The sequence below is a fragment of the Thermosulfurimonas sp. F29 genome (assembly GCF_019688735.1).
Classification (GTDB): Bacteria; Desulfobacterota; Thermodesulfobacteria; order Thermodesulfobacteriales; family Thermodesulfobacteriaceae; genus Thermosulfurimonas_A.
Genome location: NZ_JAIFYA010000001.1, coordinates 623278 through 638229 on the forward strand (window position 1 = coordinate 623278; position 14952 = coordinate 638229).

At 62.6% G+C, this 14952-nt stretch carries 15 protein-coding genes and 1 other RNA gene; 7 read left to right on the forward strand and 9 right to left on the reverse strand.

The annotated features are described in order from the left end of the window. Positions 1 to 228: 228 nt before the first annotated feature. From rnpB to K3767_RS03255, 3 genes are all read right to left on the reverse strand, one after another. Positions 229 to 603: RNase P RNA component class A (gene rnpB / locus K3767_RS03245), an RNA gene on the reverse strand. An 11-nt stretch (positions 604 to 614) separates the two neighbouring features. Next, a complete protein-coding gene (locus tag K3767_RS03250) occupies positions 615 to 1742 on the reverse strand; it encodes a nitronate monooxygenase family protein (RefSeq protein ID WP_221172123.1) in 1128 nt (375 codons plus the stop codon). Positions 1743 to 1766: 24 nt separating this feature from the next. Then, positions 1767 to 3146 carry a TrpB-like pyridoxal phosphate-dependent enzyme gene (locus K3767_RS03255; RefSeq protein WP_221172124.1) on the reverse strand — a complete coding sequence of 460 codons (1380 nt, stop codon included), beginning with the start codon at positions 3144 to 3146 and terminating at the stop codon, positions 1767 to 1769. Positions 3147 to 3326: 180 nt separating this feature from the next. On the opposite strand from K3767_RS03255, the gene K3767_RS03260 reads away from it, so the two are divergent. Both K3767_RS03260 and K3767_RS03265 read left to right on the forward strand, forming a co-directional pair. Then, positions 3327 to 4757 (forward strand): RtcB family protein, encoded by a 1431-nt coding sequence (locus tag K3767_RS03260; protein WP_221172125.1) that lies wholly within the window; start codon positions 3327 to 3329, stop codon positions 4755 to 4757. 42 nt (positions 4758 to 4799) lie between these two features. Beyond that, complete coding sequence (locus tag K3767_RS03265) at positions 4800 to 7427, forward strand: PhnD/SsuA/transferrin family substrate-binding protein (protein ID WP_221172126.1); 2628 nt, start codon at positions 4800 to 4802, stop codon at positions 7425 to 7427. On the opposite strand, the gene K3767_RS03270 is transcribed toward K3767_RS03265, so the two are convergent. From K3767_RS03270 to waaF, 3 genes are all read right to left on the reverse strand, one after another. Then, positions 7384 to 7959, reverse strand: a complete 576-nt coding sequence (locus tag K3767_RS03270) for an HAD-IIIA family hydrolase (protein ID WP_221172127.1) — start codon at positions 7957 to 7959, stop codon at positions 7384 to 7386. The two genes, K3767_RS03265 and K3767_RS03270, sit on opposite strands and share 44 nt — an antisense overlap. Continuing rightward, positions 7956 to 8102: a hypothetical protein gene (locus K3767_RS03275; protein WP_221172128.1), complete on the reverse strand. Its 147-nt coding sequence runs from the start codon at positions 8100 to 8102 to the stop codon at positions 7956 to 7958. Before K3767_RS03275 ends, K3767_RS03270 begins: the two co-directional genes overlap by 4 nt. 87 nt (positions 8103 to 8189) lie before the next feature. Beyond that, a complete protein-coding gene (gene waaF, locus K3767_RS03280; protein ID WP_255592238.1) occupies positions 8190 to 9155 on the reverse strand; it encodes a lipopolysaccharide heptosyltransferase II in 966 nt (321 codons plus the stop codon). Positions 9156 to 9266: 111 nt separating this feature from the next. On the opposite strand from waaF, the gene K3767_RS03285 reads away from it, so the two are divergent. The 4 genes from K3767_RS03285 to K3767_RS03300 are packed head-to-tail and all read left to right on the forward strand — an operon-like array spanning position 9267 to position 11608. After that, complete coding sequence (locus K3767_RS03285; RefSeq protein WP_221172130.1) at positions 9267 to 9521, forward strand: sulfurtransferase TusA family protein; 255 nt, start codon at positions 9267 to 9269, stop codon at positions 9519 to 9521. A 1-nt stretch (position 9522) separates the two neighbouring features. After that, positions 9523 to 10689, forward strand: coding sequence for a cysteine desulfurase family protein (locus tag K3767_RS03290; RefSeq protein WP_221172131.1), 1167 nt, complete (start codon positions 9523 to 9525; stop codon positions 10687 to 10689). A gap of 3 nt (positions 10690 to 10692) precedes the next feature. Next, on the forward strand, positions 10693 to 11124 hold the full coding sequence (locus K3767_RS03295) for an Rrf2 family transcriptional regulator (RefSeq protein ID WP_221172132.1): 432 nt from the start codon (positions 10693 to 10695) through the stop codon (positions 11122 to 11124). After that, on the forward strand, positions 11099 to 11608 hold the full coding sequence (locus tag K3767_RS03300; protein WP_221172387.1) for an iron-sulfur cluster assembly scaffold protein: 510 nt from the start codon (positions 11099 to 11101) through the stop codon (positions 11606 to 11608). The genes K3767_RS03295 and K3767_RS03300 overlap by 26 nt, the downstream gene beginning before the upstream one ends. Here the strand turns inward: K3767_RS03300 and truD are convergent. After that, on the reverse strand, positions 11605 to 12753 hold the full coding sequence (gene truD / locus K3767_RS03305; protein WP_221172133.1) for a tRNA pseudouridine(13) synthase TruD: 1149 nt from the start codon (positions 12751 to 12753) through the stop codon (positions 11605 to 11607). The two genes, K3767_RS03300 and truD, sit on opposite strands and share 4 nt — an antisense overlap. A 48-nt stretch (positions 12754 to 12801) precedes the next feature. Between truD and K3767_RS03310 the strand changes: the two genes are divergently transcribed. After that, positions 12802 to 14127, forward strand: coding sequence for a GGDEF domain-containing phosphodiesterase (locus K3767_RS03310; protein ID WP_221172134.1), 1326 nt, complete (start codon positions 12802 to 12804; stop codon positions 14125 to 14127). On the opposite strand, the gene K3767_RS03315 is transcribed toward K3767_RS03310, so the two are convergent. Next, entirely contained in the window at positions 14128 to 14349 is a 222-nt protein-coding gene (locus K3767_RS03315; RefSeq protein WP_221172135.1) for a DUF2905 domain-containing protein, read from the reverse strand. Then, positions 14346 to 14909 (reverse strand): epoxyqueuosine reductase QueH, encoded by a 564-nt coding sequence (locus tag K3767_RS03320; RefSeq protein WP_221172136.1) that lies wholly within the window; start codon positions 14907 to 14909, stop codon positions 14346 to 14348. The genes K3767_RS03315 and K3767_RS03320 overlap by 4 nt, the downstream gene beginning before the upstream one ends. Positions 14910 to 14952: the final 43 nt, after the last annotated feature.

Genomic DNA, 14952 nt, shown 5'->3' on the forward strand with positions numbered 1-14952 from the left:
CGGCAGAGGTCCGCTTCCGGGACTTCATGCGGGCCGACCTTTCCGAATACGAGGTCATTTTCTGCTACCTCTTTCCGGATGTGATGCCGCAACTGGCCGAGAAACTGCGCCGGGAGGCCTTACCGGGGACCCTGGTGGTGAGCTTCAACTTTCCCCTTCCGGGCTTGAGGCCCTTTCGCGTCCTGAACGAGGGGGAACCCATTTACTTTTATCGCTTAGGAAACGAGGAAGGGGAGGACGGTCATAAGCCGGGTTCTGTAACCCCGGGGAGACCCCGGGGCGGCGGCCATTCCTCTGGGCGGCCGGTTACCCGGCCGCTCTAGCGGCCTACCCGGGGGCATCGGGCGGGCCACCCTCAGGCGCCCCCCTATGCGGCCTTTCTCCGGGCGGGGTTTGCCGTGCCCTCCCCCCTCTCGGGGGGAGGCGGTGGGCTCTTACCCCACCTTTTCACCCTTACCCCGGACCCGCGGCCCGGGGCGGTCTGTTTTCTGTGGCACTTTCCAGGGGTTACCCCCTCCGGGTGTTACCCGGCGCCCTGCCCTGCGGAGCCCGGACTTTCCTCCGGAGGCCCCGAAGACCTCCGGCGGCCGCCGACCGTCCTCCCCTGAATAAAGTTAAGACCCTCCCTCCTCGGCTTCAAGCCGGGCCGCGCAATAGTCCCGAATAAGCTCCTCAATCAGTTCCCGCACCGAGACGATCCGGTCCACTCGCCAGGCGTTGGCCCCGGCGAAGACGAAACCGGCCTCGAGGTTTCCCCGCTGGGCGTTGATGAGGGCCGCAGCTATGCAGTAGGGACTTTTCCGGTAGTCGCAGGTGCGCAGACAGTGGTAAATGCACCTGTAGGGTCTCTTTTCCCCGGCCTCCACCCTCTTCAGAAAGGTTCCCTTTAGGGCCCGGCCCGGGAGACCCACCGGGCTCTTGATGATGGTGAGATCCTCCTTTCGGGCCCTGACGAAGGCCTCCTTGAAGGCCGGGGAGGCGTTGCACTCGTGGGTGGCCACAAATCGGGTGCCCATCTGGACCCCGGCGGCCCCGATCTCGTGAAGATACCGGTAGATGTCCCGGCCCGTGTAGATGCCCCCGGCGGCAATCACCGGGATGGCCCTTCCGGCTTTGTCCTCGAAGGGTTTCATGGCCTCGATGACCCGGGGCACCAGGACCTCTAGCCGCGATTCCTCGGCCTCGAGCTTCTCCGGGGAAAACCCCAGGTGTCCCCCGGCCATGGGCCCCTCCACCACCACGGCATCGGGCACATAACCGTATTTGCTCCACCAGCGCTGGGCCACCAGTTTGGCCGCCCGGGCCGAGGACACGATGGGAGCCAGCCTGGTGGAGGAACCTTCGGGGCGCAATTCGGGAAGGTTCAGGGGCAGACCGGCCCCGGCGAAGATGATGTCCGCTCCGGCCTCGCAGGCCGCCCGGCACAAAGGCTCGAAGTCCGTGAGCGCCACCATGATGTTCACCCCGATGATCCCCCCCGGGGCCTTTTCCCGGGCCAGACGGATCTGCCTCTTGAGCCCCCGGATGTTGGCCTCGGTGGGGTTCCGAAAGAACTCCGCCTCCCCCTCGTAAAACCCCACCAGGGCCGCAGAGATGACCCCCACGGCCCCCTCGCGGGCCACCGCCGAGGCCAGACCCGCAAGGGAAATACCCACCCCCATGCCTCCCTGCACGATGGGCACCCGGGCGGTGAGATCCCCTATTCTAAGGGGAGGAACCTCACAGGGAAAGTCGCGTTCCATGGTTCTTCTCGATCCTCCTTGGTCTCAGGGTTTGCCTCTTCCGGGTTCAAACCGGGGGACCCTCTCCAGGGCCTCCCGGATCTTTTCCTCCGGATACTCGTAATCCTCGAGCCGTCCCTCGAGGTAGGCCTGATAGGCCGCGAGGTCGAAGTGCCCATGACCGCTGAAGTTGAAGACGATGACCTTTTCTTCCCCGGTTTCCCGGCACCGGAGAGCCTCGTCTATAGCGGCTCTAATGGCGTGACCGGTCTCGGGAGCGGGAACGATCCCCTCGGTGCGGGCGAAAAGCACCGCGGCCTCGAAACAGGCCGTCTGGGGATAGGCCCGGGCCCGAACCAGCCCCTCCTTCACCAGCTGACACACCAGCGGGGCGTCTCCGTGGTAACGCAGCCCCCCGGCGTGTATCCCCGGGGGCTCGAAGGTGTGGCCCAGGGTGTGCATGAGGAGAAGAGGGGTGAGACCGGCGGTGTCGCCGTAATCGTAGGTGTAAACGCCCTTGGTAAGGGTGGGGCAACTGGCCGGTTCCACGGCCAGTACCTCCGCCGAAAGCCGTCCCTCCAGGATCTCCCCGATGAAGGGGAAGGTGAATCCGCCGAAGTTGCTGCCTCCACCCACGCAGGCGATGAGTACATCGGGCTTTTCTCCCAGGATTTCCAGCTGTTTTCGGGTCTCGAGGCCTATGACCGTCTGGTGCAGCAGCACATGGTTGAGGACGCTTCCCAGGGCGTAATTGGTGTCCCGATGGGTGGCGGCATCCTCCACGGCCTCGGAGATGGCGATCCCGAGACTTCCGGGGGTGTTCGGATTTTCAGAGAGGATGCGTCGGCCGGCCTCGGTGCGCTCCGTGGGCGAGGGGTGCACCTCCGCACCCCAGAGGTGCATGAGGGTGCGCCGGTAGGGTTTCTGCTCGTAGCTTACCCGGACCATGTAAACCGTGCACTCGAGACCGAAGAGCCTACAGGCAAAGGCCAGGGCGCTTCCCCACTGCCCGGCACCGGTCTCGGTGGCCAGCCGGCGAATGCCCTCCCTCCGGTTGTAATAGGCCTGGGCCACGGCGGTGTTGGGTTTGTGGCTGCCGGGAGGGCTTACGCTTTCGTCCTTATAATAAATCCGGGCCGGGGTCTTCAGGGCCTTTTCCAGGTTGCGGGCCCGGCGCAGCGGCGTGGGCCGCCAGAGACGGTAGACCTTCCTTACTTCCTCGGGGATCTCGATCCAGGGCTCGGTGCTCATCTCCTGTTCGATGAGGGCCCGGGGAAAGATCCTCTCCAGGTCCTCCGGGCGCACGGGCTCCCCGGTACGGGGATCAAGCGGTGGCGCCGGCGGGGAAGGAAGGCGCGGAATAATGTTAAACCAGGCCTCGGGAAGGTCCCTTTCGGAAAGGATTACTCTGGTCTCCGAAGACAAAACTTCCTCCGGACGAAGGCTTCTAGAACTTTAACAGAAGCCCTCTCCAATGCAACCACCCGAACCATTCACGCTTTACGGCGTCAACGATGTGTTTATTTCGGCTCGCTTTTCTGATGGGGTTGCGGGGAGAAAAAAGATGCGCATTTTTAAAAAGAAACAATATGAAGGAGTCCCCTGATGGAGCTAAAAAAGCTGGTTCAACGGGACGAGTGCGAGTGGGAGATCCCCCCGCGGGGGGAGATGCGGGTTCCGGGTCGCATCTACGCCAGCCGGGAGCTCCTGGAGGAGATGGACGAAAAGGTCTACGAGCAGGTGAGCAATGTGGCCTGTCTTCCGGGGATCGTTAAGGCCTCCATAGCCATGCCCGATGCGCACTGGGGTTACGGGTTCCCCATCGGCGGAGTGGCGGCCTTTGATCCCGAAGAAGGCGGCATCATCTCCGTGGGAGGCGTGGGCTACGACATCTCCTGCGGGGTGCGGACGCTTCGGACCGGTCTCAAGCGGGAGGAGGTGCTGCCGGTGCTGGAGCGTCTGGTGGACGAGCTCTTCGAGACCGTTCCCTCCGGGGTGGGATCGGAGGGAGAGATCCGGCTTTCGCCCTCCAAGCTCGACGAGGTGCTGGTGGGGGGAGCCCGCTGGGCGGTGGAAAAGGGATACGGCGAGCCCGAGGACCTGGAATACATAGAGGAGAAGGGGTGTATGCCCGGCGGGGATCCGGCCTGCGTTTCCCCGGAGGCCAAAAAGAGGCAGCACCGCCAGGTGGGTACCCTGGGTTCGGGCAACCACTATCTCGAGATTCAGTATGTGGCCGAGGTGTACGATCGTGCGGCGGCGGAGACCTTCGGGCTTGAGGAGGACGATGTGGTGATCACCATCCACTGCGGCTCCAGGGCCCTGGGGCACCAGATCGCCACGGATTACCTCCCGGTGCTGGCCAAGGCCGCCCGCAAGTACGGCATCCCCATCCGGGAAAAGGAGCTGGTGTGTGCTCCCATCGAGTCTCCGGAGGGGCAGCGCTACTTCAGGGCCATGATCTGCGGGGTGAACTGCGCGCTGGCCAATCGTCAGGTGATCACCCACCTGGTGCGGGAGGTGGTGAACGGGTTCTTCAAGCACGCCCGGGTCACCCTGCTCTACGATGTGAGCCACAACACCTGCAAGGTGGAGTGGCACGAGGTGGACGGAAAGCGCCGGAGACTCTTCGTGCATCGCAAGGGGGCCACGCGGGCCTGGGGACCCGGACGGGCCGAGCTTCCGGAACGCTACCGGGCCGTGGGTCAGCCGGTGATCATCGGGGGCTCCATGGGCACGGCCTCCTACATCCTGGTGGGCACCGAGGAGGGAGAAAGGAAGGCCTTCGGCAGCGCCTGCCACGGGGCCGGCCGCAGCATGAGCCGTCACCAGGCCCTGAAACGCTTTCGCGGAGAGAGGGTGATCGAGGAACTGCGCAAACGGGGGATCATCGTGCGGGCCAAGAGCCGCCGCGGGGCCGCGGAGGAGGCCCCCGAGGCCTACAAGGATGTGACCCGGGTGATCGAGGCCACCTGCCGGGCCGGTCTCACCCGTAAGGTGGTAAAACTCCTCCCCTTGGGTTGCATCAAGGGATAAGCTCCCCTTGTATTATTCTTCTTACCGTCGTATTTTAGATATATGAAGCGATTTATATCCTTTTTGCTCCTCTCCGCCATCTATTCTTTTTTCCTCCAGCCCCTGGCCTGGAGCACACCTGGTACGATTACTCTCGCGGTACTGGCCAAGCGGGGGCGCGAGGCCACGGTGAAGCGCTGGCAACCGCTGGTGGACTACCTGAACCGGCTTACCCCCTATACCATTCAACTGGAACCCCTACCTTTTGAGGCACTGGAGAGAGCCGTACGCAGCGGAACGGTGGATCTGGTGCTGGCCAATCCGGCCATGTTCGTGAAGTTCGAGATTTGTTGCGGGCTGGCCCCTATAGTGACCATGAAAAACCTCAAGTTCGGAAGGGCCTATACCCGCTTCGGCGGAGTCATTTTTACCCGGGCCGACCGAAGGGATCTCCGCCGCCTGAGGGACCTGAAGCGGGGGAAGATTCTGGTGGGGGCGGTGGATCCGGACTCCTTCGGCGGCTGGCTCATGCAGTGGCGGGAGTTCCGGCGGGCCGGGCTCAAACGGGGGAGAGACTTCCGGGTCCGCTTCTACGGCACCCACGATGCGGTGGTCTACGCGGTGCTGAGGGGGGAGGTGGATGTGGGGTGCGTGCGCACGGACACCCTGGAGACCATGGCCGCCGAGGGAAAGATTCGCCTCCGGGACTTCCGGATCCTGCACCCCCGCCATCACCCGGGTTTTGACCTCCTGGTAAGCACGGACCTTTACCCGGAATGGCCCCTGGCCCGCACGCCCCGGCTTTCGGACGAAGTGGCCGAAATGCTGGCCTCGGTCCTGCTGGCCCTGCCCTCCTCCTCGGAGGTGGCCCGCAGGTCCGGGGCGGCCTGGACCATCCCCCACAATTACCAGCCGGTGCACGAATGCCTGCGGGAACTGGGCGTGGGCCCCTATGCCGAACTACGGGCCCGGCTGCTTGAACAGGCCCGCAAAAAATACCTGAGAATCGTGGTCTTCCTGTCTGTTCTCTCTATAATCGGCGCCTCTATCACCCTCTATATCCTCTCGCTTCATCGCCGACTCACCCGGGCTTACCGGGATCTCAGACAATATCGTGATCACCTGGAAGAGCTGGTTCGGGAGCGGACCGTTCACCTGGAAAGACTGGCCCAGAAGCTCCGAGAAGAAAGAGAACGGCTGGAGGTAATTCTGGTGTCTCTGGCCGACGCGGTGATCGTTACCGATACCAAGGGGAAAATCCTCCTCCTGAATCCCGCGGCAGAAAAGCTTCTGGAAATTTCGGCCGAGGAGGCGTTAGGAAGAGATTTTTGCAAACTGGCCCCTCTCGAAATGCTGGACAAAGACAAAAAATGCGGAGAATATCTCCGTACCCTATCGGATACCAACCGGGTGGAGTTTCGAGAAGCCCTTCTAAAGCTACCCTCCGGAAAGAAGGTCCTGGTAGAAGGCACGGCTACGCCCATATTGGAAGACTCCAGAGAGGTTCAGGGAAGCGTGATCGTGCTTAGGGATATAACCCTGCGCAAGAAACTGGAGGAGGAGGCCCGCAAGACCACCAAGCTCGAGGCCCTGAGTCTGGTGGCCTCCGGTCTGGCTCACGACTTTAACAACCTGCTGGCCACCATCATGGGGTATCTGGAGGTCCTGCGCCTCAGGGGTGGTGAGGAGCTGGCCCCGCTGGTGGAAAAGGCGGAACGGGCCTGTCTCACCGCCCGCACGCTTACCCGGGAGCTTCTCACCTACACCGCAGGCGGCGGCCCGGTAAAACGCATGGCCTCCATAGAGGAGGTCCTGCGCGAGGCGGTGGAATTCGCCATGGCCGGATCCGGGATCCGGGTGGAGATGGAGCAGGAAACCCTCTGGCCGGTGGAGATGGATCCGGATCAGATCGCCGTCTGTCTTCACAACATCCTGCTCAACGCTCGGCAGGCCATGGGGGATCGGGGCACCGTGTTCGTGCGGGCCACAAACCGCCACCTTCCCCGGGAAAACCCCGCGGGACTTCCCCCCGGCCCGTATGTGGAGATAGAAATCGAGGACACCGGCCCGGGAATCCCGCCGGAGGTCCTCACCCGTCTCTTCGAGCCCTTTTTCACCACCCGGGAGGGCGGATCGGGTCTGGGGCTCTTCACCTGTCGGCGGATCGTAGAGGCCCACGGAGGGAGGATCGTGGCGGAATCCCCTCCGGGCCGTGGGGCCGTGTTTCGCCTGTACCTCCCGGCTCACCCGGAGGTCGAACGCCCGCGGGATACGGAAAAGGAAACGCGGATCGAGCCGAGGGTGTCGGCCCGAATCCTGGTCATGGACGACGAGGAGGGGGTGCGTGAAACCCTGGCCGAGATCCTGCGACTGAACGGTTTTGAGGTGGAAACGGCTCGGGACGGGAACGAGGCGCTGGAGAAGTTCCGGAAGGCCCTCTCCGAGGGACGCCCCTTCGGGCTGGTGATCCTGGACCTCACCGTGCCCGGGGGACTGGGAGGGCGAGAGATCCTTCCCCGGCTAAAGGAACTGGATCCGGAGGTTAGGACCGTGGTGGCGAGCGGTTACTCCCAGGATCCGGTGATGGAAAACTTCCGGGAGCACGGCTTCGACGGAGCGCTCCTCAAGCCCTTTACCGCCAGAGACCTCATCGAGACCATCTCCCGGATTCTCGCTCCCGGGAGAGAATGAGCTCCGCGGCCTCCCGCAGGTCCCGGGCCACGAGGTCGGGCTCGATGCCCTTGCCCGGAAGCACATACTCCAGTTCTCCCCGGCCGTATCCGGTGAGCACCAGCACCCCGCAGGCTCCGAGGCGCCGGGCCAGCGCGAGATCCACCCAGCGATCCCCCACCACATAGGCCCGGGAGAGGTCCAGATTGAGTTCCTCGGCGGCCTGTCGGGCCAGCCCGGTTTCCGGCTTCCGGCAGGCGCATCCTGCCTCGGGGTGATGCAGACACACATAGACCCCGTCCACCCGGGCCCCGCGGGCGGCGAGCCTCCGCAGGAGCTCCCGGTTGACCTCGTGCACCAGCGTCTCGGGAAAGTATCCCCGGGCCGGTCCGCTCTGATTGGTCACGATCACCACGGCAAACCCCGCCTCCTTAAGACGCCTTATCCCCTCGGCGGCCCCGGGAAGGAGACGCAGACGGGAGAGGTGGTTGAGATACCCCACCTCCTCGTTCACCGTGCCGTCCCGATCCAGGAAGACCACCGGCCTTCTCATCCCCCCCTTTCCTCCCGTTTTATTCTTCCGGCCTCGCTCGACCCGAAAAGCTTTCCCTTCATGGAGTCCCACAGCACCCGCACGGCCGGATTATCCGGAAGCTTCTTATAGTCCCACAGAAGAATCTCAGGGGGTCTCTTCATCGGGCCTTTTTCCTTCTTTGGTGAAGCGTTTAAGTTCCTCGGCCCAGGCCGTCTCATAGGCTTCCGCCAGTCTCTCCACCCATACGCTTAACTGTAAACGATCTCCTCCACGGCTTGAAGGACCTCCTCCACCGATACGGTGGTGAGGCAGGGGTAGCCCCGGCTGCAGGTCCTCCGCAGACAGGGGCTGCAGGGGAGCCCTTTCCAGACCACCCGGGCCCGGGGATTGAGGGGGCCGGTGGCCCGGGGATCGGTGGAACCGAAGATGGCCACCTGGGGGCGTCCCAGGGCCGCGGCCACATGCATGAGTCCGGAGTCGTTGGAGACGAAGACCGTGGCCCTTTCGATGACCGCGGCGGCGGTGGCCACATCGGTCCTTCCGCAGAGGTTGTGCACCCGGGAAAGGCCGGCGGAAATCCCTTCGGCGGCGTCCCGTTCGTTTACTCCCCCCACCAGGGCCACGGACCAGCCCCGGCGGACGAGCTCTTCGGCCAGTTTCCGGAACCTATCGGGGGGCCAGCGTTTGGCCGGTCCGTAGGCCGCGCCGGGGGCCAGCACCGCAAGGGGCCCGGGAAGCCCGGAGAGGAGCTCCCCGGCCCGCCGCCGGGCCGCCTCCGGCACCGAAAGGGTAAGGCTCCGCTCCGGCACGGAAAAGCCCAGGGCCTCGAGCAAATACACATAGTAGTCCCGCTGATGGAGGGATTCGGCCGGGGGGTTTACGGCCCGCGTAAGAAGTAACCGGCGACCGTCCGTGGAAAACCCCATGCGTTCCGGTATCCCGGCCAGAAAGACCAGGAGGGCGGAGGACAGGGAATTGGGAAGGAGAAGCGCCTCCCTGAAGCCCCGACCTCGCAGGGAACGCGCAGTTCGGAGCAGGCCGAGAGACCCTTCGGAAAGAGCGGAAAAACCCCGCACCCCCGGAAAGCAAGCAAAAAGCGGTTCAAGAAAACCCCTTCCCAGAAGCCAGACCGTGGTCCTGCGGGAGAGGGCCCGCACCACCGGCGTGGCCATCACCGCATCCCCCAGCCAGTTGGGCAACCGCACCAGTAACATCTCCCACAAAATACCACAACCCGGAACCCCGGAAAGAGAATCCCTACCTTGACAGTAGGAATTAACGGGATTATTTTACTACCAAAACAGTAGGATTTCGGAGGGGCGGTCATGAGGTTCGTGGAGGACATAAAGGCTGATCTGAGCGTGGATCTGGTCTATCGCATGTGCCCCATGCACCTTCTCGAGCCGGAGGAGTTCCTCCGGAAGCTCCGGGTGGGGCAGATCCTGGAGATTCTCACGGACTACGACGGCGCCCTGGAGGACATCCCGGCCTGGTGCGCCCGCAGGGGACAGGAATTTCTGGGCGTGAAAGAAGACGACGGCTTTTTCCGTCTTTACATCAAAAAAATCCGAGAGGTGTGACATGGGAAAGAAGATCATTTACCTGGATCACGCCGCGGCCTCTCCGGTGCTACCGGAGGTATGGGAGGCCATAAGGCCGTATTTTTCCGAAAGGTTCTGGAATCCCTCGGCGGTTTACGATCTGGGCACGGAGATCCGGGAAAAGGTCGAGGAAGCCCGTCGCCGGGTGGCCGGACTCATCGGGGCGGAGCCGGAGGAAATTATCTTCACCTCCTGCGGTGCGGAGGCCAACAACATGGCCATCAAAGGTCTGGCCCTGGCCCACGAGAAAAAGGGAAAACGCATCCTGGTGTCCGCCATCGAACATCACTCGGTATTGAACAGCGCCCGTTTCCTCGAACGGCTCGGTTTTGAGATGGCCCTCATCCCGGTGGACTCCCGCGGTCGGGTCACCCCCGAGGCCCTGCAGAAAATGCTCACCCCGGACACCGTCCTGGTGTCCATCGGTCACGCCAATAACGAAATAGGAACCGTACAGGACCTGAAACCCCTGGTGGAACTGACCCATCAGAACGGCACCTTTTTCCACACCGACGCTGTGGCTTCGGTGGGACAGATCCCGGTGGAGGTAAGGGAACTGGGGGTGGACCTCCTGTCCCTTTCCGGAATCAGCCTTGGAGCCCCCAAGGGAGTGGGAGCCCTTTATGTGCGCAAGGGCGTACGGATCATGCCCCTCATTCACGGAGGTATCCAGGAACGGGGATGGAGAGCCGGAACGGAGAATGTCCCGGCCATTATAGGCCTGGGGGTAGCGGCGGAGATCCAGAAAAACCGCCTCCCGCAAAAAATGAAACGCCTTCGAAAACTCCGGGATCGGCTGGTGGAGGGGATCCTGGAACGGATCCCGAAAACCCATTATACCGGAGACCCTCAAAACAGACTCCCCGGCCACGCCAGCTTCTGCTTCGAGGGCCTGGAGGGTGAGGCCCTGGTCTTCATGCTTGCGGCCCACGGAATATACGGAAACACCGGTTCCGCCTGTGCCTCCAAGGCCCTCAAGACCTCCCCCGTCCTTAAGGCCCTGGGGCTTCCCGAGGTGGTGGCCCAGGGATCTCTGGTCCTCACCCTGGAGGAGGAAAATACCGACGAAGAGGTGGACCGGGTCCTGGAGGTCCTGCCGCAGGTGGTAGCCCGCCTGCGGGCCATGAGTCCCATCTGGGAGGACTGAACGATGCGTCTTTCCACACGCAGTCGGTATGCCACGCGCATCCTCCTCGAACTGGCCAAACATTACCCCCGGGGGCCTCTCCAGCTAAAGGAGATCGCCCGCCGCCAGGAACTGTCCCCTAAATATGTGGAACAGATTCTCCTGCGACTAAAGAAGGCCGGGCTGGTTCAGGGAGAAAGAGGGGCCCGGGGAGGATATCGCCTGGGGCGTCCGCCGGAGGAAATATCCCTCTTCGACATCCTCTCCGCCACCGGCGAACGATCCCTTACACCCTGCACCGAAGACCCTCCCCGGTGCTACCGGTTTCCCTATTGTGAGGCCAAGGAGGTCTGGCGGAACCTCAATCAGCTTCTGATCCGCCGGCTGAAAGACCTTTCCCTGTCCGAAATTCTCGAAAAAGGAGGTTCGCATGTTTACGGAAAAATACACCGATAAGGTCATGGAACACTTCGCCCATCCCCGAAATGTAGGCACCATCGAGGACGCCGACGGGGTGGGAGAGGTGGGGAACCCGGCCTGCGGCGACATGATGACCTTTTACATACGGGTTCAGGATGGTCGAATCGCGGAAATTAAGTACAAGACCTTCGGCTGTGTGGCCGCCATTGCGGTGGCCAGTGTGGTGAGTGAACTGGCCAAGGGAAAGACCCTGGAGGAGGCCAAGGCCCTCAGAAACGAGGACATCGCCCGGGAGCTGGGCGGGCTACCCAAACAGAAATGGCACTGTTCCGTGCTGGGATTAAAGGCCCTTCGGGAGGCCATAGAGGATTACGAGGCCCGGGTTAGCGGAAAACCCCGACAAAAAACCACCAGACCCAAACGGAAGCAGACCTGCCCCTCCTGCGGCGTGGAAAATCCCCTTACGGCCCGTTTTTGCATGAATTGCGGGACCGCACTGGAGGGTTCCTGCGGATCCTAAAAAGCGGTCCGGAAGATCCTCTTCAAAACCAGGGTGGCGTAGGAACCCTTGGGGAGGAAAAAGCGCAGCCGCACCACTCCTTTCTCCACGATTTCGCAGGAGAGATCCCGGGGGAAGACCACGGCCTCCCGGGGGTAGGTCTTAAAGATGAGCCCCTTGACCAGGCTGCGGAGGCGAGAGAGTCCCTGGATCCCCTCCCTCCGGAGCACGGCCTCGTAGAGCTCCGAAAGTTCCGGAGAGAGCCTGAGCCGGGGACTGGGGAGCGGAAGGTGTAGTTGCGAAAGCTCCCCGAGGGTCTCCGGCGGGAGTTCCCCGTAAAAGTAGAGCTCTCCCAGGAGATAGGGGATGCGGAAGTGGACCAGCGCCCGCCTTTCCAGGTAGAGCTTGAGGACCTCGTTCCAGAGGTAGGCCTGATAGGCGTGCGCCAGCATCAGAAGATATTCTCCGTCCACCAGGGCGAAGGCCCGCTTGAAGGTGCGCCGGCTCGGTTGACGGGTGGCCAGGAATTCCACCAGGCGCCGCTCCCAGGGACTGGGGGCCAGTTCCGCGCAGGGAGCCACCCGGGGCCAGTGCCTGCGCAGGCATTCCCGAAAGGTCTGGGTGCGGGTGTACTCGTACTGGGAACCCTCCACCAGGAGGAGGTAAAGGGCCCTCTCGAAATTTCCCAGCACCGCCTCCCGGGCGGCAAAACCCTTCCGGTGGCGCACGGAACCGAAGCGCTGCTCGTCAAAGTAGTTGGGCACCCCGAACCGCCGCACCCTTTCCGCCTCCCGCAAAATCTCGTCCTCAGGCAGGTCCACCTCCCGCACGGTGATCTCGAAGAGGTTGCCCCTGAGACGGGCCTTGGACATGGGAGAGGAGACCTGCCCCAGGTACTCCAGGTGCCAGTCTTTCCCCCGGAGGTCCCGCCGGGGCCCCCGGGGAACGGTCACGAATTGATGGGAGACGGCGTGCCGGTCCTTGAGTCCTCCGTAACCGATCAGGTCCTGACGAAGACGAAGCCTCCGGGCGATCTCCCCCAGGACATCCCAGGTGGTAAGGCCCCTCTTGCGCAGGCGATAGAGGGCGTACTCCCCCCTCCCCTCCGGATGGATGTCCGCCACCTCGTAGACCACGAAATCTTCCGGACGGGCCTTTATCTTCACGCTTTCCCTTCCGTCTCTTTCAAGTTATAAAATTTTCCGGAGCCCTCCATGAGCGACGACAGGGAAATCCTCAAAAAACGCCTCTCCGAGTGCGAGGAGGAGCTGGCCCGCACCCGGGAACTTCTCCTTATAGACCCGGTTACCGGTTTTTTCAACGAAAGGGGATTCCTGCGGGCTCTAAGCGCGGAGATCTCCCGGTGTCTCCGCGAGGGGAGCTTTCTGGCCCTCACCCTGGCGGAGATTCAGAACCTGGAGTCCGTGGAGAATCTTTACGGACTCTACGGCGTTCAGAAGGTCCTCACCTTCGTGGCCGAACACCTGAAACGCCACCTCCGTGACTACGACCTGCTGGGGATCACCCCGCGCAACCACCTGTGGATCGTGTCTTCCATCCGGAAGTCCGGGGAAGGGGCCCGGCTGGCCCAGCGCATCTATCGCCTGCTCAACGAGATCTCCTACGACGACGGGGAGCTGGTCTTCCCGGTTCGCAGCGCGGTGATAACCCGCATCGTTTGCGGAGGGGCCACCCCGGGGGAACTCCTTAACCAGTCCCTGAAGCTCCTGCCCGATGCCCGCCTGGCCCGCGAACCGCTGATCCTCCTCGGCGGTGAAACCCCCCGTCAGAAGACCCTGGAACGGGAGGTCTTCCGCACCATAGCCCGGGGCGAACTGGCCATAGCCCTCCAGCCGGTCATCAACATTCAGACCCGCAAGACCGTGTTCTACGAGGTCCTGGCCCGCTTCGTGTCCGAGGAGGATACCTTCTCCGCCGGCACCTTCATGCCCTCGGTGGAACACCTCGGTCTTTTCGAGGAGATGGATCGTCAGATCCTCTACAAGGCCATGGTCCTTCTCAAGGAATCGCCGGAGATCGGTCGAGTGGCGGTGAACATATCCCAGGAATACGCCCTGAGGGACCTGGCCAACGAGGTTCTGGAATGGACCCGTTCCCTAGAGATCTATCCCCAGGACCTCATCCTGGAGATCAACGAAAGGAAGAGCCACTTCTCTCCCCTGGCCCTCTCCTCGAAACTCAACTTCCTCAAGGCCGAGGGTTTCACCCTGAGTCTCGACGACTTCGGGGTGGAGAGCGCCAACCTCTTTCTCCTCCGGGACATTCCTTGGGATCTGGTCAAGGTGGACGGCCGCTTCGTGAGGGGGCTCCTCACCAACGACTTCGACCGCAAGGTCCTGCGCTTTCTTTCCGATTGTGCCGCGCTGCTGGGGTTCAGGCTGGTGGCCGAACAGGTGGAGGAGGAGAGGATCCTCAAGGAGGTGGCCCGATTCGGAGTCCTTTACGCCCAGGGGTTCTACTGCGGGGAACCGGAACTCATCCCCGAGACCCGCCTCATCAAACCCCCGCGCAGGGATTGATCACCGCCGGAGGAGATTCAGGATCAGGGTAAGAAGCACGCTCAGGAGGAGACAGGTGGCCAGGGGAAAGTAAAAGGTGAAGTTGCCCCGGCGGATGAGTATGTCGCCGGGCAGACGGGGAAGGAAGGAAATCTTGGGAAGGACCCAGACGATCAACCCCGCCAGAACCAGAAAAAGACCGAAGAGGACGAGCATCTTCCCGAGGTCCGCAAAAGGGTTCATGAGGACCCCCTCCTTCGGCGACGGAGTTTTTTGTCGTAGCGTTCCTCTTCGCTAAAGATACATCCGCAGTAGGCCTGACGGTAGATCCCCAGCTCCAGGGCCTCCTTCTGGCCCCTGCGGTAGCCCTCCCGAAAGTCCCGGTAAAGAAAAGCAATCCCGAAGCGCCGGGCGAGTTCCTCGCCCATGTCCCGCAGGAGCTCGTGTTTCTGGAAGGGACTGTAGAGGAGCGTGGTGGAGAAAGCGGGATAGCCGAGGCTTCTGGCCAACCGGGCCGTCTCGCGCAGGCGAAGGTAATAACAGACCTCACAGCGGTCCTCCTCCCGGAAGACCACCTCCCGCAGAAATTCCCGCAGTCCGTAATCCCGGTGCCAGATCACCTCCAGATCGCGCTTTTCCGCCACCTCTCTCAGGGCGGCCATCCGCCTGCGAAACTCTCGGTAGGGATGGATGTTGGGATTGTAAAAGAAACCCACCGGTTCCACCCCCTCCCCTCTCAGGACCCGGAGGGGATAAAGGGTGCAGGGTCCGCAGCAGGTGTGAAGCAACACCTTCCTTTCCATCCCTTTCAAAAGTGTAATCCCTTGGACGGTTTGATCCAGATCA